Source organism: Amycolatopsis ultiminotia (assembly GCF_039536925.1).
Classification (GTDB): domain Bacteria; phylum Actinomycetota; class Actinomycetes; order Mycobacteriales; family Pseudonocardiaceae; genus Amycolatopsis; species Amycolatopsis ultiminotia.
The window spans coordinates 48,754-69,980 of the sequence record NZ_BAAAZN010000028.1 but is presented as its reverse complement, the minus strand read 5'-3'; the positions used below and the strand labels follow the sequence as shown (position 1 = coordinate 69,980).

At 72.0% G+C, this 21,227-nt stretch carries 21 protein-coding genes and 1 pseudogene; 12 read left to right on the top strand and 10 right to left on the bottom strand.

Annotated features, from left to right (window positions below; translation table 11 throughout):
* Positions 1-49 precede the first annotated feature (49 nt).
* From ABD793_RS39405 to ABD793_RS39395, 3 genes and pseudogenes are all read left to right on the top strand, one after another.
* Positions 50-1,216: a sensor histidine kinase gene (locus ABD793_RS39405; protein ID WP_344868729.1), complete on the top strand. Its 1,167-nt coding sequence runs from the start codon at positions 50-52 to the stop codon at positions 1,214-1,216.
* Positions 1,168-1,854: pseudogene (locus ABD793_RS39400) on the top strand (response regulator transcription factor); the annotation flags it as partial. The gene ABD793_RS39405 and the pseudogene ABD793_RS39400, both read left to right, overlap by 49 nt.
* A gap of 12 nt (positions 1,855-1,866) precedes the next feature.
* A complete protein-coding gene (locus tag ABD793_RS39395) occupies positions 1,867-2,646 on the top strand; it encodes an AfsR/SARP family transcriptional regulator (RefSeq protein ID WP_344868776.1) in 780 nt (259 codons plus the stop codon).
* Here ABD793_RS39395 and ABD793_RS39390 read toward each other — a convergent pair.
* The 10 genes from ABD793_RS39390 to ABD793_RS39345 form a co-directional block, all read right to left on the bottom strand.
* A complete protein-coding gene (locus tag ABD793_RS39390) occupies positions 2,624-3,733 on the bottom strand; it encodes a WXG100 family type VII secretion target (protein ID WP_344868727.1) in 1,110 nt (369 codons plus the stop codon). The two genes, ABD793_RS39395 and ABD793_RS39390, sit on opposite strands and share 23 nt — an antisense overlap.
* Complete coding sequence (locus ABD793_RS39385) at positions 3,730-4,038, bottom strand: type VII secretion target (RefSeq protein WP_344868725.1); 309 nt, start codon at positions 4,036-4,038, stop codon at positions 3,730-3,732. The genes ABD793_RS39390 and ABD793_RS39385 overlap by 4 nt, the downstream gene beginning before the upstream one ends.
* Positions 4,035-4,451 carry a YbaB/EbfC family nucleoid-associated protein gene (locus ABD793_RS39380; RefSeq protein ID WP_344868724.1) on the bottom strand — a complete coding sequence of 139 codons (417 nt, stop codon included), beginning with the start codon at positions 4,449-4,451 and terminating at the stop codon, positions 4,035-4,037. The genes ABD793_RS39385 and ABD793_RS39380 overlap by 4 nt, the downstream gene beginning before the upstream one ends.
* Positions 4,452-4,492: 41 nt before the next feature.
* Entirely contained in the window at positions 4,493-5,293 is an 801-nt protein-coding gene (locus ABD793_RS39375; protein WP_344868723.1) for an ESX secretion-associated protein EspG, read from the bottom strand.
* Positions 5,290-5,616 (bottom strand): hypothetical protein, encoded by a 327-nt coding sequence (locus tag ABD793_RS39370; RefSeq protein WP_344868722.1) that lies wholly within the window; start codon positions 5,614-5,616, stop codon positions 5,290-5,292. The genes ABD793_RS39375 and ABD793_RS39370 overlap by 4 nt, the downstream gene beginning before the upstream one ends.
* Positions 5,617-5,632: 16 nt before the next feature.
* On the bottom strand, positions 5,633-6,775 hold the full coding sequence (locus ABD793_RS39365; RefSeq protein WP_344868720.1) for a WXG100 family type VII secretion target: 1,143 nt from the start codon (positions 6,773-6,775) through the stop codon (positions 5,633-5,635).
* A gap of 135 nt (positions 6,776-6,910) precedes the next feature.
* Complete coding sequence (locus ABD793_RS39360) at positions 6,911-7,594, bottom strand: response regulator transcription factor (protein WP_344868719.1); 684 nt, start codon at positions 7,592-7,594, stop codon at positions 6,911-6,913.
* 25 nt (positions 7,595-7,619) lie between these two features.
* Positions 7,620-9,254, bottom strand: coding sequence for a right-handed parallel beta-helix repeat-containing protein (locus ABD793_RS39355; RefSeq protein ID WP_344868717.1), 1,635 nt, complete (start codon positions 9,252-9,254; stop codon positions 7,620-7,622).
* A complete protein-coding gene (locus ABD793_RS39350; RefSeq protein ID WP_344868716.1) occupies positions 9,254-9,907 on the bottom strand; it encodes a helix-turn-helix transcriptional regulator in 654 nt (217 codons plus the stop codon). The genes ABD793_RS39355 and ABD793_RS39350 overlap by 1 nt, the downstream gene beginning before the upstream one ends.
* Positions 9,904-11,184 carry a type VII secretion protein EccE gene (locus tag ABD793_RS39345; RefSeq protein WP_344868715.1) on the bottom strand — a complete coding sequence of 427 codons (1,281 nt, stop codon included), beginning with the start codon at positions 11,182-11,184 and terminating at the stop codon, positions 9,904-9,906. The genes ABD793_RS39350 and ABD793_RS39345 overlap by 4 nt, the downstream gene beginning before the upstream one ends.
* A gap of 195 nt (positions 11,185-11,379) precedes the next feature.
* Between ABD793_RS39345 and ABD793_RS39340 the strand changes: the two genes are divergently transcribed.
* The 9 genes from ABD793_RS39340 (at position 11,380) to ABD793_RS39300 (ending at position 21,219) form a co-directional block, all read left to right on the top strand.
* Entirely contained in the window at positions 11,380-12,063 is a 684-nt protein-coding gene (locus ABD793_RS39340) for a response regulator transcription factor (RefSeq protein WP_344868714.1), read from the top strand.
* Positions 12,060-13,328: a sensor histidine kinase gene (locus ABD793_RS39335; RefSeq protein ID WP_344868713.1), complete on the top strand. Its 1,269-nt coding sequence runs from the start codon at positions 12,060-12,062 to the stop codon at positions 13,326-13,328. Before ABD793_RS39340 ends, ABD793_RS39335 begins: the two co-directional genes overlap by 4 nt.
* 141 nt (positions 13,329-13,469) lie before the next feature.
* A complete protein-coding gene (locus ABD793_RS39330) occupies positions 13,470-15,578 on the top strand; it encodes a fibronectin type III domain-containing protein (RefSeq protein ID WP_344868712.1) in 2,109 nt (702 codons plus the stop codon).
* A 4-nt stretch (positions 15,579-15,582) separates the two neighbouring features.
* On the top strand, positions 15,583-16,545 hold the full coding sequence (locus ABD793_RS39325; protein ID WP_344868711.1) for an AAA family ATPase: 963 nt from the start codon (positions 15,583-15,585) through the stop codon (positions 16,543-16,545).
* On the top strand, positions 16,545-17,672 hold the full coding sequence (locus tag ABD793_RS39320) for a DUF58 domain-containing protein (RefSeq protein WP_344868710.1): 1,128 nt from the start codon (positions 16,545-16,547) through the stop codon (positions 17,670-17,672). Before ABD793_RS39325 ends, ABD793_RS39320 begins: the two co-directional genes overlap by 1 nt.
* A complete protein-coding gene (locus ABD793_RS39315; protein WP_344868709.1) occupies positions 17,669-19,732 on the top strand; it encodes a transglutaminase TgpA family protein in 2,064 nt (687 codons plus the stop codon). Before ABD793_RS39320 ends, ABD793_RS39315 begins: the two co-directional genes overlap by 4 nt.
* A gap of 116 nt (positions 19,733-19,848) precedes the next feature.
* Positions 19,849-20,046, top strand: coding sequence for a hypothetical protein (locus ABD793_RS39310; protein ID WP_344868707.1), 198 nt, complete (start codon positions 19,849-19,851; stop codon positions 20,044-20,046).
* A 531-nt stretch (positions 20,047-20,577) separates the two neighbouring features.
* The gene (locus ABD793_RS39305; RefSeq protein WP_344868706.1) at positions 20,578-20,901 is read left to right on the top strand and encodes a YbaB/EbfC family nucleoid-associated protein; all 324 of its coding nucleotides are present in this window, start codon (positions 20,578-20,580) and stop codon (positions 20,899-20,901) included.
* Positions 20,902-21,219, top strand: a complete 318-nt coding sequence (locus ABD793_RS39300; RefSeq protein ID WP_344868705.1) for a hypothetical protein — start codon at positions 20,902-20,904, stop codon at positions 21,217-21,219.
* Positions 21,220-21,227: the final 8 nt, after the last annotated feature.

Below are 21,227 nucleotides of genomic sequence, written 5' to 3'. Positions count from 1 at the left end.
TCCGGGCCGGTGATGGCGGTTGCGGCGGGGGTTTCCTAGGGTGGAGCCGGTGTGGGGGAAGGTACGGGACCGGGTCCGGGTGCGGCTCGGCACCGCGATGGCCAGGTCCGGCATCACCCTGCCGTGGTGGGTGCCGCTCGGCACGACCACGTTCGCGTTGGTCGCGCTGGTGGTCGCGATCGGCCAGCGTGGCGGAACGCCGGCCGGGGTGCTGGTGGCCGCGTTCCTGCTCGCGCAGAACTCGGCGCTGCTGTGGCTGCTGACCGGCCGGATCGTGCGGACCTGGCAGAAGTCGCTCGCGGTGCTCGCCGGGGTGGGCTTGCTGCTCGCGTACCCGGTCGTGCCGGATTTCGCGCCGATACCGCTGGCCGTGCTGACCGCCGAAGTGGCGGCGATCGCTTCGGCCGGGCTGGCCTTCGCGGTCACCGCGGCCGGGGTGGCGTTGCTCGCGGCGGCCTGGATGACGGTCGGTCTGGTCGGGTTCCCGGTGTACACGCTCGCCGTGCTGCTCGGGTTGTGCGCCGGGTTCATGCTCCGCTGGTACGTGCGGGCGCTGGACGCCGAGCGAGGTAAGCAGGACGCGGTGCGGGAACAGGCGATGCTGTCCGAGCGGCAACGGATCGCCCGCGAGGTGCACGACGTCGTCGCGCATTCGCTGAGCATCACCCTGCTGCACGTCACGGGTGCGCGGCACGGGCTGCGCACCGACCGTGACGTGGACGAAGCCGTGGAAGCGCTCACCGAAGCCGAACGGGTCGGCCGTGCGGCGATGGCCGACGTCCGGCGCACGGTCGGGCTGCTTTCCCGCGAATCCGCGGGCACGAGACCATTGCCCGGTGCGGGTGACATCGGGGATCTGGTGGCCGACACCAAGGCCGCCGGACTGGACACGCACTACGAACTGGAGGGTGAGGTGAGCGCGGTCGACGCCGTGGCCGGGCTCGGGCTCTACCGCATCGTCCAGGAGTCGCTGGCCAACGTCGTCAAGCACGCCCCGGCGGCGACCGCGTCGGTGCGGCTGCGGATCGGTGCCGGCCACGCGCGCTTGACCATCCGCAATGGACTGTCCGGGGAAACCGGCCCCGGCGGCGGATCCGGGCTGGCCGGGATGGCCGCGCGGGCCGAGCAGCTGGGTGCGGTGCTGCACGCCGGTCCGGCCGGGCCGGACTGGGTCGTGGACGTCACGGTGCCGGTTTCGCACGGGGCCGCCTCGTGACCCGGGTGCTGCTCGTCGACGACCAGGAACTCGTGCGGTCCGGGCTGCGCCGGATCCTGCGTGCCCGCGACGGGTTCGTGGTGGCCGGGGAATGCGCGGACGGGGCCGAGGTGCCTGCCGCGCTGACCGCTGCGGGTGAGGTCGACGTCGTGGTGATGGACCTGCGGATGAAGCGGATCGACGGGATCGAAGCGACCCGGCGGCTGCGTGCGGCCGGGGCACGGCCGCCGGTGCTCGCACTGACCACGTTCGACGACGACGAACTGCTCGCCGGCGTGCTGCGTGCGGGCGCGGTCGGCTACGTGCTCAAGGATTCCCCGGCCGAGGACCTGATCCGGGCGGTGCGCGCGGTCGCCGCGGGGGACGCCTGGCTCGACCCCACCGTGACCGGCCGCGTGCTCAGCACTTTCCGCGAGACGTCCGGCGAACGTCTGCCGCCGGGATTGCTCACCCCGCGTGAGATGGCGGTGCTCGCCTCGGCGGGCCGCGGGCACACGGATGCCGAGATCGCCACGGCGCTGGGGATTTCCGAGGCCACCGTGGAGAGCGAACTCGGGCGGGTACGGGCCAAACTGCGGTTGCGGGACCGGGCGGCGGCCATCGTGTACGCCTTCGATCACGGTCTCGTCGCGCCCGGCCGGGAACCGGTCGTGGCGCAGCGGCCGGATTCCGGGCTGCGGTTCAGCGTGCTCGGCCCGCTGCGGGCCTGGCGCGGCGGCCGGGCACTGGACCTCGGCCCGGTACGGCAGCAGGCGTTGCTGGCCGCGTTGCTGCTGCGGCCGGGCGTACCGGTGCGCGCGGGTGAACTGCTCGACGACGTGTGGGGCCTCGAACCGCCGGGGACCGGTGGCCGGGTGGTTCCGGTCTACGTGCACCGGCTGCGCAAAGGCCTTCGTGCCGACGGGGAACGCACCGAGGATTCGGTGATCGCCAGCGCCCGCGGGGCTTACCGGTTCGAGGGTGACCGGGTCCGGGTGGACGTCACGGAATTCGAGACGCGGGTGGCGGAAGCGGAGCAGGCCTCGCAGACAGGCGACTTTCCCGCTGCGGTGGACGCCGCCGATGCGGCGCTGGCGTTGTTCCAGGGTGAGCCGCTCGCCGGTCTGCCCGGCCCGTTCGCGGAGGGGGAGCGCCTTCGGCTGACCGAACAGCGGCTGACCTTGGTGCAGGACAAGGCAATGGCGCAGTTGCAACTGGGCAGGGTGGATGAGGTGGTCGCCGAGCTGTTCGCGCTCCTCGCGGTCCACCCGTACCGGGAACCGTTGGCAGTACTGCTGATGCGCGCACTGCGTGCCGGCGGGCGGCGGGCCGACGCGCTGGCTGTGCACCGGCGCATCCGCGCCCGCCTCCGGACCGACCTCGACGTGGAACCCGGCCCGGCACTGGACCGCGAGCTACGCACGACGCTCAGTTCGGGCCGGGCAGACTGACCTCCACGGACACGGTCAGCTTCGGCCCGGAAGCCCCGCCGTCGTGCGAATCGGCGCCGGTCGTGCCGGAGTCACCGGCGGACTGCCCGGAGCCGGCGGGGACACCTTCCGGCCCGGTGGCGCGGTAGCTGCCTTGGCCGGACACGGTGCTGCCGTCGTGCCCGGTGCCGTAGGTGCCCTGCCCGGATGCGGTGCTGCTGGCGGTGTCCTGGCCGTTGGTGGAGTAGTTGTCGCTGCCCGACGTGGTGCTGCCGTCCGTGTCGGATGTCGTGTTGTCGTACGGGTCGGCTCCGACCGTGGCCGAGCCGCTGGGGCCGGAGCCGGACGTGGTCGGTTCCTCGCCGGTGTTCTTGGTGCCTTCGCTGAGTTGCGTCATCAGCTGTGTGACCGCTTCCACGCCCTGCAGGACCGACGTCATCAGCTGGAGCAGGTTCTGCGAATCCGACAGCAGTACGCCGAGTTTCTGCGCGATCCGCTGCCCGTAGTCGGTCGCGATCTGGACCGCCTGCGGGATGGCCGCGGCGACGCTGGCGCCGAAAGTGGCCTGTGCGGACGCCAATGCCTGGGTCATCAGCGTGATGATCTGCCCGACGGCCTCCGAGATCAGGCCGCCGACCTCCTGCTGTGCCTTGGCCACGACCTTTCCCGCGCCTGCCACCGCGCTCGAGACGGCAGTGCTCGCCTGTCCGACCGCCTCGACGCAGTCCGCGTGCTGTGCACTGGTGTCGCGGTAGCCGGACGCGGCCGAACCGGACCATTCGGAGGTCTCCGGTGCCGCGGACTGCCGGTAGTCGTCGGCAACCGAGGACACCTGGCTCCCGCCGTCCTCGAAGCCCTGCGAATGCGTGGCCACCGCGTCCGGGTTGCCCTGCAGTTGCTTCAGCGGGTCCTCGAGGAACCGCACCAGCTCGGTGATCATGCCGAACCCGGCGGAGGTCAACGCGGACAACGGATCCGACGTCGCGCCGAGCAGGTCCAGTGCGGTGCTCGCGCCGCCGATTCCGGCGGAGACCCAGTCCTGGTTCTGCACCGCCTGCGTGGTCGTCTTCAGGTCGCTCAGCAGCGCCCCGGCGTTCGGAGTGCTCATCGCAGGTCCTCCCGCGGCAGGGAAAGCTCGTTCTGCCGGTCACGTCGTTCGTAGTTTTCCGCGGCCTGCGAAAGGTTTGCACTGACTGTGTGCACAGTGGACGACGCGTGCTGCATCGCGGCACCCACCTTTCCGGCGGCGCTGTGCAAACCGGCGGTGAGGAACTGCGCGAACGTGCCGAGTGCCTGGTCGCCGAGTTCGCCAGGACCGGTGCGGGACACCACGGAGAGCCGGTCGGCCAGTGCGCCGACGGTGGCCGAATGCCTGCGCAGCTGGGCCGGATCGACGTCGAACTCGCCGCTCATCCGATGACCCCCGGCGGGTTGGCGAAGTAGTCGTCGTCGCGGCGCGTGGGCGCGGCGCCCGGATCGACCGGGAGGTTGTCCCGCACGAGCTCCAGCGCCGGACCTTCGCCGACGTAGTCGGTCATGATGTCCACGACCTGTGCGGCCGCTTCGCGGTGCGCGTCCTGCACGGTGCCGAGGATGAGCTGCGCCAGCGCTTCGGCCTCGAGCGCGCGGGCGGCCGGGCTGAGCCGCAGCCCGGTCAGTGCGCCGCTAGGGCCCACCTCGACTTCCACTTCGCCACGCGGGGATGTCGCGCGCCCGCCGGTGTTGCGCAGGCTCTCGCTTGCCGCTCGTGCGTTCGCCGCGGCGCGGGCCAGCGTGCGGTCGTACCCGGCCAGCCACTGCTCCGGGTCGACGGGATCGGTGCGCATGGCACTCCTTTCAGATCGGGCGAGCAGTCGTTCGGTGGCGCTCAGCGCGGCCGCCGGGCGATCGTCGCCAGTTCGCCGAGGGTGAACCGCAGATCGGTGCGGCGGAGCGAGTTCACGCTCAGCCAGCCGTCGCCCGGCCGGTTCACCCGGACCCTGCCGCGTGGACCGTCCACCCAGGACAGTTCAGGTCCGGTCCGGGTGTGCCCGTCGCGGGTCGCGCCGAGCTGGCCGTGCCCGGAAACCGGCACCAGCAGGCCGACGAGGTGGTCCAGCACCGCCGGATCACCGCCGTGGTCCTGGACCAGATCACGCAGCCGCCGGACGCGAGAGGTGTCGTCCTCGTCCTCGTCCTCGGTGAGCGCCATCGCCGCGTCGACCGCGCCCGCGGGCACCGTGATCGGCAACGCGCGGGCACCGTCGGTCTGCGGGATTTCCGCCAGCAGCGCCTCGGCCAGTCCGGTGTCCGGTATCTGCTGCACGGCCACTGTGCCGGCCGGATCGTGGTCGAGGACCTGCCGGCAGATCAGCGCAGACTGCCGGTACACGAGCGCGGCGACGGCCACCGTGCCGTGCTCACCGGTGTGCACCAGGTCGACCACACCACGGCGTTCGCGCAGCGCGGTCACGACCTCGGCCGCCGGTCCGGCCGGACCGGCGTCGTCGGCGAGGTCGCGGGCCTGGAGTGCCTGCCCGGCCACGCCGAAGAGGATCTCGCGTTCGCCCTCGATCCGGCCGAACGCGGGGACCCGCAGCGGAAACGGCCAGCTCGCGCCCGCGTGCGCGGCCAGCAGATCGGCCTCGACGAGCCCGAAGTGCACGGCTGGGGCAAGGGTGCTGGTCATTCGCCGGACCGTTGCAGGCGCTGGAACTTCTCCTCCAGCTCGGCCTCGTGCTCCTGGTACCGCTGCGCACCGGTCCGCAACGCCTCGTGGAATCCGGTGATTTCGGTTTTCGCGGCACCGATTTCGCCGGTGAGGCCGGCCTCCCCGGCTGCCGCACGCAACTGCTGGGCCAGGTGCAGTGCAGGCGGTGCGGTGCCGAGCCGGGGCAGCCGCCCGGCCAGCCGGCCGGCCGAATCGGCGAGACCCCCGGTGTGCTCGCCGAGCCTGGCCAGCGCGGCTGCCTGCCGGGACAGTGCGTGCGGAGTGACCTCGTGCCCGGTCATCGGATGCTCCCGTCGTTCACAGTCCGATCACCGGGCTGCTGGTCAGTTCGTCGGGGGAGAGGACCGGCTGGTCGAGCACCGGCATCTTGTTCTGGTGCACCTCTTCCTCCTCCTCGTGCGCGCGGGCGCCGGAACCGGGGAGCATGCCGTTGCCGCCTGCCGCTCGGGCCGCGGCCATCTCGGCCATCGCCGCATTGCGGGCCAGCATCGCGCCTTGCATGCCCAGCGTGGACCGCAGTCCGGCGGACAGCCCGGATTCGACCGGTGCGGCCGTGGTCAGCGCCGACCACGAGGCACCGCCTGCCGCACCACCGCCTGCCACGCCGCCGACCGGACCGGCGTAGCTCGACGCGGTGGTCGATTCGTCGGCCCCGCTGGTGGCAGAACCGCCTGGGGCGGAATTGATCGCGTGCGAACTGTCCCGGAGGTTGGCTTCGTAGCGCTCCATCACGTGCACCGCTTCGGCTTTTTGCTCGGCCGCCGCGACGTTCGAGACGAACAGGCTGGCCCCGCCACCCGCGACGGCGCCGATTGCGGCACCCATCAACGCGCCGGGTGCGGCACCGATGCCGCCTGCTCCGGCGCCGAGCACCCCGCCGATCACCGCACCCGCACCGGCCCCGGCGGCGGCCGCGCCGACTGCGGATCCGGTCGGGTCGCCCGGTGGTTTCGGCATGCTGTTGCGGGCGGTGGCGAGTGCGTCGCCGGCCTGCTGGGTGGCGTGCCCGACGGTGGTCGCGCGTTCGCCGATGCCGGTGCTGCGCGCACCCATCGAGCCGAGCCGCCCGGAGGCCTGTTCGGCGGCCGGTCCGCTCCAGCTTTCCCGCATGGAGCCCTGTTCGGCACGCAGGGTGTCGGACTGCGTGTGCATTTCCGAGCCGTGCCGGTGCCATTCCGCGGCGACCGTGCTCACGTCGCCGACATCGGCGCTGTCCCACAGCATCTGGTACAGCTGTTCGTGGGTGTAGGCGTTCCAGTTGGTGCCCCCGGGTGGCACCGGGGCGCCGAAGTAGCCCTCCCACACGTTGCGCAGTGCGCCCACCACCGGCCGCGCCAGATCGCCGACCGGACCGGCCTGCCCCAGACCGCTCAACGCGGCGTCGGCCAGCCCCTCGACTCCGGCCGACGCCGCGTCGACCACCGTTCCCCCGTCGGTCATACCCCCACCTTCAGCCCGTGTCGCCGGCAGGTCACCGGTCCGCTGCGGACCGTAGGGGGCAGCGATGAAATCCCGATGAAAACCTTGATCAACGGTCTGGCGGCGGCGGTCAGCTCGATCCGGCTACGCCGCTTTTCACCTTCCGCGTGGTCCTTCGCCCGCGGTGATCCGGTAGCCGATTCCCCGGACGTTCTCGATCATCGGCGGGTTACGGAGTTTGCTGCGCAGTTGCCGGATCAGCACCGGCAGCACGTTGGACGACGGGTTGGCCATCTCGTCCCAGCCGTGCCGGAGCAGCAGGCGGTGCCCGACCGGTGCCGGATGGTGTTCCAGCAGCAGTTTCAGCACGGTGAATTCGGTGCGGGTCAGGGTGAGCAGCACGCCCGCGCGGCGGACCTCGCGGCGGCCGGCGTCGAGTTCCAGATCCCCGCAGTGCAGCACGGCCGGGGCGGACGGCGCCGGTGCCCGCCGGCACAGGCTCAGCACCCTGCCGATCAGTTCGGCCATCTCGAACGGCTTGGCCAGGTAGTCGTCGCCGACGCCGAGTCCGGCCACCACATCGGCCGGAGTGCTGAGCGCGGTCAGGAACAGCACCGGGACCGGCACCAGCCAGGCCGAGCGGCGGCGGCCCACGTGGTCGAGCGCGTCGCCGTCGGGCAGCATCCGGTCGAAGACCGCGCAGTCGTAGGCGTTGACCGACAGCGCCAGATCGGCCGCCGCCAGATCGGTCGCGGTGTCGACGGCGAGCAGGGCACCTCGCAGCGACGTGCTCACGGCGAGCAGCAGATCGGCGTCGTCCTCGGTGAGAAGTACCCGCACAGCCACCGAGCGTAGCGTGCACGGGTCACGAGGTGGCGGCGAGCAGGTCAGCCGCGGTCAACGTGCGCAGTTCGCTCGTCTCCGGGATCCGGCCGAGGCCGCGCAGCCGTTGCGACTGCGCCTTGCGTGCACCCTCGAACGACCGCCGCGCGTCGCGGGCGTTGCCGAATCCCGGCAGCGCCGCGATCCGGGCGAAATGGCTCAGCAGCACCGGTTCGGTGTCCGGGGTGAGCGTGTAGTCGCCGTACTCGGCCATCCGCCGGACGATCTGCAGCAGATCCTCCGGCGTGTAGTCCTCGAACTCGATGGTCTTCGCGAACCGGGACGCGAGCCCGGGGTTCGCGGCGAGGAACCCGGCCATCTCGCCGGTGTACCCGGCGACGATCACCGCCACCTCGTCCCGATGGTCCTCCATCAGCTTGACCAGGGTGTCGATCGCCTCCTGGCCGAAGTCGCCGCCGCCGGTCTGCCGGGACAGCGTGTAGGCCTCGTCGATGAACAGCACCCCGCCGAGACATTCTTCGAAGACCACGGACGTCTTTTCCGCGGTGTGGCCGATGTACTGCCCGACCAGATCGCGCCGGGACACCTCGCGGAACTGCCCGCCGGTGAGCACACCGAGTTCCCGCAACAGGCTTCCGTAGGTCCGTGCGACGGTCGTCTTACCGGTACCCGGGGCACCGGTGAAGATCAGGTGGTGGCTCACCGCGCCGACGGCAAGTCCGGCGTTCCGGCGCCATTCGTCGACCTGTATCTCGTCCACGACCGCCCGTACCTCGGCCTTGACTCCGTGCAGGCCGACCATTCCGTCCAGTTCGGCAAGCAATCCGTCCAGGCCCGCGACGGCCTCGGTCGTCGCGGGTTCGGCGATCGTCGGTGTCGCGCCGTCGGCGAGATCGATCGAGGGCTCCGCGGTGTTCTCCAGCCGGCACGCCTCGACCAGCCCACCGCAGTCCGCGCCGAAGGAGATCCCGGCGCCGGTCACGTCGTGCACGGTGGTGCGCCGGATGGTCGGCACGCTCCGGTGGGCGACCGCGATGCCGGGGCCGGACGTGCGGGATACGTCGCAGCCTTCGACCACCGGGCGCGCGTACTGGTAGAGGTACATGCCGCGGTACCCGCAGCCGGCGATGGTGCAGCCGGCCACCGTCGGATCGGCGCCGAGTCCGAGCACCAGGCCGTCGCCGGTGATGTCGCGGATTTCGCAGTTTTCGATCCGTCCGGACGAGCTTTCCGCGACCACGCCTTGTTCGGCTCCGCTGATCGTGCAGCGGCCGAGGGTGAACCGGCGGCAGCCGCGCACGCTCACCGCCGGACCGCCGTTCGCGGTCAGGGTGCAGCGTTCCAGGATCAGCTCGGCGTCTTCGGCGTGCACCGCGGTGCCCCAGGCGGCGACTTCGATCCCCTGCAGGGCAAGGAAACCCGCGCGGACGCGCAGGGTCGCCCAGTCTGCACCGGTGCCGTCGAGCCGGACCTTCGCGCCGGCCGCGGCACGCAGCGTCAGCCGTCGTCCGACGAGTTCGAACGTCTCCTCGTAGCTGCCGTTCGCGACGGAGATCGTGGCGCCGTCCGGGGCGGCCTGCACTGCCTCGCCGATCGTCGCGTAGGCACCCTGCTGACCGGGTGCCACCAGCAGGGTCCGGGCGGCCGCTGCGGTCATCAGCCCGCCCGCTCGTTCAGCCAGCCACGGTCGGCGGCCTTCGCCCCGGCCTGGAAACGGCTGCGCGCACCGAGCCGGTTCATCACGTCGGCCACCGTCCGCCGGACCGTGCGCACCGAAATGCCGAGCTTCACGGCGGCCGCCGCGTCCGTGTAACCCGCGGAAAGAAGTTTCAGCAGTTCGCGTTCCCGCTGGTCGCTGTCGGCGCTCTCGGTGGCAGGCGTCTGCAGCGGCACGGCGGTCGGCCAGACCCGCTCGAACAGCTCCACCACCGACGTCACGACGCCGGGCAGGTGGAACGCGGCCGCGCCGGTGACCCCGGCCGGCAGTACGACCGCCGTGCCGTCGACGACCAGCGCGTCCAGCGGAACCCGCGGCACGGTCCGGGTCGAGGCACCGGCGAGGGTCAGCTCGGCGACCCGGGTGGACAGCCGCGGCGCGGTCCGTGCGGCGTCCGGTGCGAGCACGCGGTAGCGCACTCCGCGGCGCAGGTTGGCGTGATCACCAGGGTGTACCAGGCCGATCGGGTCAGGCCCGAACGAGGATTGCGTGCTCATCACGAGCACCTCGAACGACGCACGGGAGAGCAGGTCGGCGACCGCGCCTGCCGGGGTGCCCGAAAGCGGGCGGGGCTGGTCGAATGCGAGGGTCATCGCGGAAAACCTCCGATCGGGAGCGACGCGGCCACCGCGGGGAAGTGACCGCCGTCGTGGCGGGACAGCCGGATACCGGCAGGGACGAGGAGCTGGGTGAGCCGGGCGGCGGTCGCGTCGACCGCCGCTTCGGTGGTGGCCGCGAGCCGCAGCACCGCGGACCGTTCGCCGCCGGTCCTGGCGGCGAGGGTGAGCGACACCGCGACCCCGGCGACCGGGGTGAGCAGCCGGACGGTGAGTGCGGCGGCCGTCGGCTCGGCCAGCGCGGCCCAGCCCTCGAGGGTGAAGCAGGACTGGGAAACCGGGCCGGTACGCCAGAACCGCCAGTCCTCCCGTAGTTCGTTGCGGCCACCGCTCACGTGCGACAACGCGGTGAGTGCGGCGGAAACCGAGTCCTCGGCAGGCGGGCCCGCGGGCATTCCGGCGCGGCCCAGTGCCCGCCGGATCCGCCGCAGTGCGTTGCGCAGCGCGAGTTCCAGTTCGTCGTCGCCCGGTACGTCCGCGGAGCGGATCGCGCCTGCGGCCAGCCACATCCGGGCAGGCGAGTCCGGCCGCGTTCCGGCGTGGAAGGCCACCTGCACGGCGAACCCGGGGTCCTCGTCGTTCGAGGGCGGCAGCAGTGCGGCCGGCGAAGGGAAGGTCCGCGGGTCGACCGGTCGGTCCGGGGCGAGCAGCGCGGTCAGGCCGTGTGCGTGGCTGATCGCCGCCGTGGTGCCCTGTGCGGTTTCCAGCGGCCGCACGGTGGAACCGGGCAGCAGTAGCCCGATCAGCGCGGTTGCCTTCGCCGTCGAATCCGGGAGGTCGTGCCTGCGGCGGCGAAGCAGGAAGCGGCAGCCGAGGCCGGCGAGTTCGTACAGCCACTTGCCGCGGACCCGGATCGTGGTCAGCGCCAGCAGAATCACCGCGGCAGCCGAGGCCGCGGTGAGCACCGGCCACGGCCGGTCCAGCGTCGCCAGCACGGTCACCACGGACAGCTGCCAGCAGACGACCTGCGGCAGCTCGATCCGTGCGGCAGGCGGGACCGGACGGCGTTGCGCCACCGGGGCCGGGGCGGGTCGCGGAGGTACCGGACGCGGTGGCGGAGGCACCGCGCGGGGCAGGGCGGGCGCCGGTGCCGCTGCCGCGAAAGTGGCCGGTGGTGCGGGCGTCCGGACGTATGCCGGGGCTGCGGTGGCCGCCGCCGAGACGACGAGCACCGGAGCGCCCGCCGCTCGCGGCGCCTGGTCCGGCCGGGCCGGGCCGGCCCAGGCCGGCACTGCCTGCTCACGACCGTCCACAGTGCACCTCCGAGCCGGAGATGGCCGCTTGTGGCCACGTCACCGTGAACGGGTGATTCAGCCGGGCTAGCGCGCTAGGGTACGGGCACTCCGCTTGGTCCGATCCGGGGAAGATCACTCAGCCACCTCCTCGTCGCCGCCGGTGGATCCACCGTGAGTGGAATAGGACCACCCCGAAGATGAGGTTTCGATGACATGAGCCAGCCGGTGCGAGTACTGCTCGTCGAGGACGACGAGAACCTGCGGACGGCGGTGCAGGCAGAGCTGACCGCGGGCGGCTTCGCCGTCGTCGAGGCCGCGGACCTGGCCGGGACCGACGCCGAGCTGCGAAGGTCCGACTTCGGCTGCGTGGTGCTGGACCGGATGTTGCCCGACGGTGACGCGCTCGACTACGTGCGTCGGCGCCGGCTGGCCGGGTGGAACGCGCGAGTGCTGTTCCTGACCGCTCGGGACCGGGCGGCCGACCGGGTCGACGGGTTCACCCACGGCGGCGACGACTATGTGGTCAAGCCGTTCTCGATGGCGGAGCTGACCGCACGGGTGCGCTCGCTGTGCCGGCCGGGTGGCAGCCGTCCGCCGGTGCTGCGGTTCGCGGACCTCGAAATCGACTGCGCCCGCCGCGAAACCCGGCGCGCCGGCGTGCTGCTCACCCTGTCCGGGAGGGAGTTCTCCGTGCTGGAGTACCTGGCCGTGCACCCGGAGCAGGCCGTTTCCCGCAGTGACCTGATCGAGCACTGCTGGGACGAGAGCGCGGACCCGATGTCCAATGTGGTCGACGCCGTGGTGAAACGGCTGCGGCGCAAGCTGCGGGAGCCGAACCTGATCCACGCCGTGCGCGGGCACGGCTACCGCCTCGGCTTCGCGGACCCGGCGTCGTGAAGCAGCGGACCGCCGCCGAGCGGCTGCGCGGCCTGCGCCGGCTGCTCACGCTCGTCTTCACCGGCATCAACGCGATCGGCCTGATCGCGTTGGCCTGGCTGCTGATCAACGACGACGACCAGCAGGGTGCCCGGCAGCTCGACGCCGACCTGCAGCGGGTGACCGCAGTGGTCGCCCGGCTGCTGCAGTACGACGCCACCAACGCGACACTGGTCACCGGCTTCGTCTCCAGCGACGAGCTCAACGACCAGTGCCCGCAGTTCTACGTGCTGCCGGGTGCTTCCGGCCGGTTCCCGGCGTATTCGAGTGCCCAGCAGTGCGTGCAGGTGGACCTCCCGGTGCTCGGCGGTTACGCGGACGAGGCGGCCCGCACCGGGCGCATCGAGTACGGGCAGTTCCGTGATCGCGACGACCGGCGGCTGCGGATGCGTGCCGAACCGGTGCGCAGCAAATCCGGCCAGTTCATCGGCGCGGTCGTCGCGGTCACCGACGCCCAGCCCACCTACGACGACCACCTGCGCTACACCCTGCTGGTGTTCGGCGGCTGCCTGGTGCTCATCGGCGGGCTGGGGCTGGCCGGGCACTTCATCGCGGGCCGGGCGATCCGGCCTGCGGTGACGGCACTGGAACAGCAGGAGGTCCTGCTCGCCGAGACCGCGCACGATCTGCGTACCCCGGTCGCCGCACTGCGTGCGCTGGCCGAGACGACGCTGCGGCATCCGGAGCAGACCACCGAGCTGTTGCCCCGCACCGTCGGACTGGCTGCGCGGATGGGCGGGATCATCGACAGCCTGCTGGTGCGTGCCCGGCTCGCCGCGGGGGTGGACGAACTGGCCATCCAGCCGGTCTGGCTGGACCAGCTGGTGACCGCACTCGTCGACGACACCCCGGCCGACGGCGCCAGCGTGACAGTGACCGCCGCGCCGTCACTGGTGCACGTCGATCCGGGGCTGGTGCAGCGGGCGATCGGGAACCTGCTGGACAACGCCGTGCGCTACGGCCGTCAGCCGGGGCAGCCTGCGATCGTGCACATCACCGTCGCCGGCGGGCGGGTCATCGTCGCCGACCACGGTCCCGGGGTGGAGAACGCGGTCGCGGACGGCACGCTCGACCGGTTCACCAGCGGAAGCGGTTCGACCGGCCTCGGACTGTCGATCGTGCGGTGGGTCGCGCAAGCCCACGGCGGCGCGCTGGCGGTGTACAACGCCGAGGAGGGCGGGGCGATCTTCGACCTGACCCTGCCCGCGGACCCGGGCCGGACCTGACCCCGCCGTGCCGAGCCGAAGATCCGCCGCTGTCCGGGAAACGGGCGGATCGGGCCGGATATCGGGCGTTCCCGGTGCCGGATGGCCCCTTGTGGCCAACCTCGGGACCCGTCCCCGATCGTTCGGCTAGTCTCCGTCGCTGTGAGCGAGAGCACTCGGCGCAACGGATCGTGGCGCGGCAGGCTGCCGGTGGTGGCGATCGTGGTGATCGCCGCCGCGGCACTGGTCGCCGCGATCACCGGGGCGGCAAAGCCGATGCCCGGTATGCGGGTGGTGCCCGGCGGGCACTGGGTCTACAACTCGGTGCTGCAGGCGGCCTTCCACCTCGACGGCGGGACCTCGTCCATCGACGCGCAGGCTCCGGTGCCGGGGGATCAGGACAGTCAGGTCGTGCAGGGCGACACCAGCGGGTACGTGGTCGGTGACCAGCGGATCACCCGGTTCGGCAAATCGGATCTGAGCGCCGGGCCCTCGGTGCGGCCGCCGTCCGGCGAAATCCCGGTCGGGGTCGAGACCGCGGGCGGGCCGTATCTGGTGTACCGCCAGGCCGGGCAGATCGTGCGGCTCGGCGATCCGTCGGCGACGATGTCCGCGGGTGGCCCGGTCGGCGATCCGGTCGCCACCGCGGACGGCACGCTCTGGCTGCTGCGCACCGGCTCGGGCCTGGTGTGCCGGCTCGACCGGGGCGCGGATCGCGTCTCCTCGTGTCCGGTCGTGCTGCCGCCGGGGCATACCGGCGAGCTCACCCTGGTCGGCGACAGACCGCATTTCGTCGACACCACCGACGGGACCGTGCGCAGCGTCGAGGGCGGCGGTCTCGGCGACGCCGTGCCGATGGGCCTGCCCGCGGCGAAGGATCTGCGCACCGCGGCGAACGACGTCTCCGGACGGGTGCCGCTGCTCGATCCGCAGGCGAATCGGCTCTACCTGGTCGATCCGTCGCCGAAGGCGGCCAAGCCGGTCACCGTGCCGCTGCCCGCCGGGCAGTACGACGGGCCGGTGGCGGGTGGTTCGGTCGTCGCGCTCGTCGACCGCACCTCCGGCACGCTGCTCACCTTCGACAGCACCGGCAAACAGTCCGACGCCAAGCCGATTCCGCCCGGCTCCGGCACTTCGCGGCTGACCCGCGGCGAGGACTCCCGCGTCTACGTCGACGGCGGACAGGGCACGCACGTGCTGGTGGTCGGCAAGGACGGCAAGGTCACCGACGTCCCGGTGGTCCCGCCGCCGAACGGGAAACCGGACCAGCCGGCGCCGGACCAGCCTGCCCCGCCGCAGCCGAACGTGCTGCCACCGGCCGAGCAGCGCGGCACCGGGCAGCCGGTGCCGGATCCGGGTGCAGGCAACGACAACAAGCACGATCCCAGGACACCGAGCCAGAAACCGCCGCCGAAGCCCCCGCCGTCTTCGCCGCCCGCGGTGCCGGCGAGCCCGCCCGGTGCACCGTCGAACGTGTCGGCCACCGGCGATTCCGGATCGGCCACGCTCAGCTGGGGTGCTGCGGCGAGCAACCGCGCCACCGTGACCTCCTACCGGATCAGCTGGGCGGGCGGTTCGAAGACGGTCGGCGGCGGCACTCGCCGGGCCAGTATTTCCGGGCTCACCAACGGAACCCGCTACACCTTCACGGTGGTCGCGGTGAACAAGGCGGGTACCGGGCCGGGTGCGTCGGCCTCGGCCACCCCGGCTGCGGCGGCGTCCGCGCCGGCGCTGACCGCGAGCCGCGACGGCAACGATGTGTCGCTGTCCTGGAGTCAGCCGGACCTCGGCGGCGGATCGCTGGTGCACTACCAGGTTTCCGGCACCGGACTGTCCACTCAGGACGTTTCCGGGACCGGCGCGTCCTACCGCGGGCTGAGCGCGGGGAAGACCTACACCTTCACCGTGCGTGCGGTGACCAAGACACCCGACGGGAAAACGGTGAACGGTGCCGCCGGCTCGAAGTCCATCACGATCCCGGCGCAGAGCGTGGAGATCAGCCAGGGCTCGTCGACCGAGACCGACAGCTGCCACGAGAACTGCGCACGCGTCAACGTGACGGTCTCCGGCTTCCCGCCGAACAGCACCGTCTCGATCCGGCTCAGCTCGGACACCACCGGCAATGTCAGGACCGAGAACACGAAGACCGACGCCAACGGTTCGGTTACTTACACCGACCTCGACTACGACCAGCCCGGTCAGGAAATCTGGGTCACCGTCACCGCATCGGACGGCACCAGCAAGCAGTCCAACCACATCGTCTGGGAATGAGCAGATGACCCAAGCACTTCCGCCCGGTACCGGCTACGAGCGCATCGCGGCGAACGTCCACAGTGTCCTGCGGGGCAAACCACAGGTGGTGCGGCTCGCGATCGCCGCGTTGTTCGCCGAGGGGCATCTGCTCGTGGAGGACGTGCCCGGCGTCGGCAAGACGACGCTGGCCCGCTGCATTGCGCGCAGTATCGGCGGTTCGTGGAACCGCATCCAGTTCACCCCGGACCTGCTGCCGGGCGACATCACCGGGGTGCCGGTCTACCACCAGCATGCCGAGCGGTTCGAGTTCCACCCCGGCGGGATCTTCGCGAACATCGTGGTTGCGGACGAGATCAACCGCGGTACCCCGAAAACCCAGTCCGCACTGCTGGAGGTGATGGCGGAGCGGACGGTGACGGTGGATGCGGTGCGGCACGAGGTGCCGCGGCCGTTCCTCGTCGTCGCCACGCAGAACCCGATCGAGATGGCAGGTACCTACCGGCTGCCCGAGGCCCAGCTGGACCGCTTCCTGATGCGGCTCGAGGTCGGCTACCCCGATCTGGCCAGCGAGGTCATGGTGATCATGGGCGAATGCGCCGGGGTCGGCCCGGACGAACTGTCGCCGGTGGTCGATCTGCCGACCCTGCAGCACACCATCGACCAGGTCCGCTCGGCGCACGTCGACCGCGCGGTCTGCGAGTACGCCGCCCGGCTGGCCGCTGCCACGCGCGAGCACGCGGCACTGCGCTACGGCGCCAGCCCGCGGGGCAGTATCGCGTTGATCCGTGCTGCGCAAGGGCTGGCGGCCACTTACGGCCGTGCGTTCGTGACCCCGGACGACGTCAAGGAGGTCGCGCATCCGGTACTCGCGCACCGGCTGATCCTCACCACCGACGCGGAACTGCACGATCGGAGCCCGGCAAGCGTCGTGGACGAAGTGCTCGACGCGACCCCGGCGCCTGCCGCGAGCGGGGCGAGGGCTTGATGGTCCGGCCGACCGGGCGGGGCATCGGGATACTGGTGGCCACGATCGTCCTCTTCGTCCTCGGCCAGATCGCCGGCTATCCGCTGTTCCTCGCGATTGCCGGCGCCGGGGCAGGCGCGCTCGTCTCCGCGATCGCGGTGACCGGGCGGCGGCCGCGGGTCGCGGTGACCCGCGAGGTTTATCCGGACCGGGTGGAGCGCGGCCGTCCGGCGTTCGCCCGGCTGCGCGTGCACAATCCGACCGGCCGCCGCCAGGCCGCGTTCAGCGCAGGCGACCGGATCGGCTCGGCCACGCAGACCGTCCGCGTGCGAGCGCTGGCGCCCAGCGCCGAGGCCGTGCACCACTACGAACTGCCCACGACGCGGCGCGGCAGGCACCAGGTCGGCCCGCTCACGCTCGACCGCGGTGATCCGCTCGGCCTCGGCCACCGGCGGCTCACCACCGGGCAAACCGCGACATTGTGGGTGTATCCGCAGCTGCACGTGATGCGCGTGCCTGCGGGCGGGCGGCCGCGGCACCACCACGAGGGCGCGGCGGTCGACGAACGCCTGCGTGGTTCGTTCGACCTGCGTGAGGTTCGCGAATACGTGCCCGGCGACGAAGTCCGGCACCTGCACTGGAAAGCGACCGCGCGAACCGGGAAGCTGATGGTCCGCGATTACGTCGATCCCGACCAGCCGCGGTTCACCACCTTGCTGGACAGCCGGTTGACCGGTGCGTTGCTGGAGGAGGCGGTGGACCTCGCCGCCTCGCTGGTCGCGTCGGCGGCCGGGGCGGACCAGCCGGTGCGGCTGGTCACCCCCGGCGGGCTCGACGTGGACACCGGCGGCGGCACCGTGGCGTTGCGGCGGCTGCTCGACGCGCTGTGCGAGGTGGACTCCTCCGGGGACGCCGCGCTGATCCCCGACGAGCTGATCCGTTCCGGGGTCGGCGGGCTGGCCGTGGTCACCGCCGGCGCCGGCCCCGCGGACCGGGCTGCGCTGGCCGCGCTGCGCGGCCGGTACTCGCCGGTCGTCGTGTTCGGGCTCGGTGAAACCGGCCAGGCGACTGGAATTCCGGGTGCGACGGTGCTCCAGGTTTCCGACGCCGCCGAGGCGGCCCGGCGCTGGAACGCGATTTCCCGATGAGTCCACAATGGACCAGGCGGTCGGCGGCCGCACTGGTGTTGCTCGCCGCGGGCCTGACCGGTCTGCTGTTCGCACCGGTGTTCGGCGCCGGACCGCTCGCGCTCCCGATCGCGGTGGTGCTGGTGGCGTGTTTCGCGGTCGCCGAACTGTGCGCGAAGGTGAGCGCGCTCGCGCCGTGGCGACCGGTGCTCGCCCTCGTCGTCGGCCTGCTGGCACTGGGCGAACTCGAGTTCGGGCCCGCGCTACCGGGTCCGCAGCTGCTGGGCGGCCTGCTTGACGGCGTCACCCAGTCCTGGCAGCTGACCCTGCAGTCGACCTGGCCCGCGCGCCCGGACCCGGAACTGCTGCTGTTCGTTCCGCTGGCCGTGCTCTTCGCTTCGGTGCTGGGCGTGGAATTGCTGCGCCGTCCGGCCGTCGCGTTGCTGCCGGGGCTCGCGGTCGCCGGGCTGAGCCAGGCGTACGTCGCGTTGTCCGGCGTGGTGGCGACGGCTGCCGGGCTGGCTTACGTCGTCGTGGCCGGTGCGCTGCTGATGGTGACCCGGCGCCATGGCAGCCGTCCGGTGCTGCTGGTCCCGATGGCGGTGCTGGCGGTGGCGGTTTCCGTGGGTATCACGGCGATCGATCAGGGTGCACAGCCGCCGATGGCGATCCAGCACGAGGCCGCACCGCTGCCGCCGATGCGCGTCGACGATCCGCTCGACCAGATCGCGGACCGGCTCGCGCATCCGGCCACGCCGGTGTTCAGCTACTCCGGTGCCACCCCGATCGATCGTTGGCGGCTGGCCGTGCTCGACGACTTCGACGGGGTCACCTGGCGATCCGACGACGGTTACCGGCGGCTCGGCGCGACGCTCGGCGACGCCGCGCAGCACGCGCGGATCACCGTTCCCGCCTCGACCGAGGGACCCTGGTTGCCGAGCCAGCCCGAACCGGCCTCGGTGACCGGTGTCGCGCCGCTGGTCGACCCCGGCACCGGCGTGCTCCTGCTGCCCGACCGCACCGGCCCGCTCAGCTACGACCTCGGCTGGCGGGAGCCCAGCGTCCCCGATGCACTGGTGGACGCCGGGATCGATCCGCACGCGGTGACCGGTGGCCTCGGCCAGGTTCCGGCCGGGGTGGCGGACCTGGCCAGGAAGGCGACCGGCGGATTGCGTCCCTCGTTCCGCTCCGCGCTGCAGCTGGAGCGCTATCTCAGCGAGAACTACCGGCTCGCGAACGGTCCGAAGCTGCCGACCGGCAGTGGCTGGGCGCAGCTGCGCACGTTCCTGTTCGGCGCCAAGGCAGGCACCAGTGAGCAGTTCGCCGCGGCGTACGTCGCACTGGCACGGGTCACCGGCATCCCGGCCCGGCTCGCGGTCGGCTTCCGGGCCACCGGCGGGGCTTCCGGGACCGTCCACAATGGAGACGTGCTGGCCTGGCCGGAGGTGGCCGTTGCCGGTGCGGGCTGGGTGCCACTGGATCCGACCGGCACCGCGGCGAGCGGTTCCGGTCAGGCCGCGGGCCAGCTGGCACAGGTCACCGCGCAGGCGAGGGCGGCGTTGCCGCCACCACCGCAGCTGCACGATCCGGACGTGCCGAAGGACGATCCGGCCGCGGACGATTCGGGGTCCGCGGGTTCCCGGCTGCCGTTCCCGCCGGTGTGGGTGCTGGCCGGGGTGCTTGCGCTGGTGGTGCTGGCGGTGGCCGCGATCCCGGTGCTCCGGGTGCTCCGCACCGCCCGGCGGCGCAGGCGGACCGGCGCGGACGCGGTGGTCGCGGCGTGGCGAGAAGCGAGAGACCTGTTGCGGGCACGGGGAATCGTCGTGCCACCCGGGGCGACCGTACGAGACCTGACCGGCATTCTTCCGTCCACAGTGGATAGATCGGTCGCGGAAGGGCTGGAGTGGCTGGCGCGTCAGGTTGATGTGGCGCTGTGGTCCGGTGCGGCGGTGGACGAGGGCACGGTTTCGCAGGCCTGGACCGCGGTGCGGGCGATCCGCAAGGGACTGGCCGGTGCACCGTTGCGCACCCGGCTGCGCGCCGTGTTCGAGCTCCGCAGCCTGCTCCCTGTCCCGGGCTAGCTAAGGGGGGATGGGACCGGTCCCACCTCGACGGTGGGACAGCACCGGAAACCGCACTGCCGGAACCGAGGAGGGAACACCTGGACCTGCGGCGAGTCTTGTCCGGGGGTACGGCCGTGGTGCTCGCGGCGGGCCTGGTGCGCGGGCCCGGGACCGCCGCATTGGCGGCGGGCCGGACCGGCGGTACCCATCCGGCCGACGTGTTCGACCTGCAGAACTGGTATCTCGGCCTGCCGATCGGTGGCGAGGCGGAACCGGGCAGCCCGCGGCGCAGCACGGCGCGGAAACCCAGCCGCGCAAACGCCGGCGCCTGACTCCCGAAGAGCATCAGGTGCTGGTGGTGCTCGGCCGGCGATACCGAAGTCGGCGAGCCGGTCGGCAACGCGCTCACCGACAACCTGCTGCGTGAGCCGGTGCTGTCCACGACACTGGTGCCGACCGACCTGGTCGCGCTCGACGACTTGCCCGGCTGGCGCGTGTCCTCAACACCGGAGGAGCGGGGTGGCAGGGCCGATCATGCTGCGGGTAGCGGGTAGCGGGTAGCGAGTGGTGGCGGGAAAGTGCTTGGGACGACACCGGTCTCGGCCTTGACCAGCATCCCGTCGAGCACCCGGCGGTCATCCACGCACGGACGCCCCTTCGCCCCCCACCGGCAGAAACGGCTCGATCACCTGCCACTGCTCATCGGCCAGCTCATGCCTGCGCACCACGACCCAAAATAAGCGCAGACCACCACACTCGTTTTGCGGACAGGCCCTAGCGCGGTGCGCCGGTGGTGGTGATCGTGGTCGGCAGCTAGCTGCCAGACGGGTCTGTGGCGGCGTTCCGGCGGCGAAACTGACGGCATGACCGATGCCGACCGGATCCGCCGGGTACGGGCCGAACTGGCCGAGCTGGCAGAGCGCGCCGAGTCGCCGGACGGAATGGTCGAGGTGAGCGTGGGCGCGCAGGGACAGTTGCGGTCGCTGTGGCTCGATCCGCGCATTTACCGGAACCGGGATGCCGCGGCACTGGCCGCGGACATCGTCGAGGCCGTCCGCGTGGCAGCCGAATCGGCCGGGGCGCGTGCCCGGGACGTGGCCGCACCCGTGCTGGCATCCGGTGCTTCCGACCCGTTCTTCGGTCCGGCGTTCGCCGAGCTGGACCGGCTCATCCGGCAGGAGGGCTAGATGACCGACGGCATGCAGATGGACACCGACGCCGCGACGGGCGCGATGAGTTCGCTCGCCGCCGCGGACACCGACCTGCAGCAGGCCTGGTCCGGTGCACGCGGGCAGCTCGACAGTCTCGGCGGGCAGCTGGGCGACGGTCTGCTCGGACAGGCTTTCACCGCCGCGTACCGCCCGGCGGTGACCTCGGTGGACCAGAAGGTCCAGCAGCTCGTCCGGACCGGGCTGAAGCTCGTCGAGGCAGGCAAGCAGTCCATTGCCGACTACGTGCGGATGGACAACCTCGCGGCGTCATCGTTCACGTTGCCGCACCACTGAGGGGGAGT

Bases quoted from the DNA above. Each gene is read 5' to 3' on its own strand.
- ABD793_RS39385 (WP_344868725.1), bottom strand. From the start codon at position 4,038: ATGAGCGGCGAGTTCGACGTCGATCCGGCCCAGCTGCGCAGGCATTCG.
- ABD793_RS39300 (WP_344868705.1), top strand. From the start codon at position 20,902: ATGACCGACGGCATGCAGATGGACACCGACGCCGCGACGGGCGCGATG.
- ABD793_RS39340 (WP_344868714.1), top strand. From the start codon at position 11,380: ATGAGCCAGCCGGTGCGAGTACTGCTCGTCGAGGACGACGAGAACCTG.
- ABD793_RS39305 (WP_344868706.1), top strand. From the start codon at position 20,578: ATGACCGATGCCGACCGGATCCGCCGGGTACGGGCCGAACTGGCCGAG.
- ABD793_RS39380 (WP_344868724.1), bottom strand. From the start codon at position 4,451: ATGCGCACCGATCCCGTCGACCCGGAGCAGTGGCTGGCCGGGTACGAC.
- ABD793_RS39370 (WP_344868722.1), bottom strand. From the start codon at position 5,616: ATGACCGGGCACGAGGTCACTCCGCACGCACTGTCCCGGCAGGCAGCC.
- ABD793_RS39365 (WP_344868720.1), bottom strand. From the start codon at position 6,775: ATGACCGACGGGGGAACGGTGGTCGACGCGGCGTCGGCCGGAGTCGAG.
- ABD793_RS39320 (WP_344868710.1), top strand. From the start codon at position 16,545: ATGGTCCGGCCGACCGGGCGGGGCATCGGGATACTGGTGGCCACGATC.
- ABD793_RS39315 (WP_344868709.1), top strand. From the start codon at position 17,669: ATGAGTCCACAATGGACCAGGCGGTCGGCGGCCGCACTGGTGTTGCTC.
- ABD793_RS39375 (WP_344868723.1), bottom strand. From the start codon at position 5,293: ATGACCAGCACCCTTGCCCCAGCCGTGCACTTCGGGCTCGTCGAGGCC.
- ABD793_RS39325 (WP_344868711.1), top strand. From the start codon at position 15,583: ATGACCCAAGCACTTCCGCCCGGTACCGGCTACGAGCGCATCGCGGCG.
- ABD793_RS39350 (WP_344868716.1), bottom strand. From the start codon at position 9,907: ATGACCCTCGCATTCGACCAGCCCCGCCCGCTTTCGGGCACCCCGGCA.
- ABD793_RS39355 (WP_344868717.1), bottom strand. From the start codon at position 9,254: ATGACCGCAGCGGCCGCCCGGACCCTGCTGGTGGCACCCGGTCAGCAG.
- ABD793_RS39390 (WP_344868727.1), bottom strand. From the start codon at position 3,733: ATGAGCACTCCGAACGCCGGGGCGCTGCTGAGCGACCTGAAGACGACC.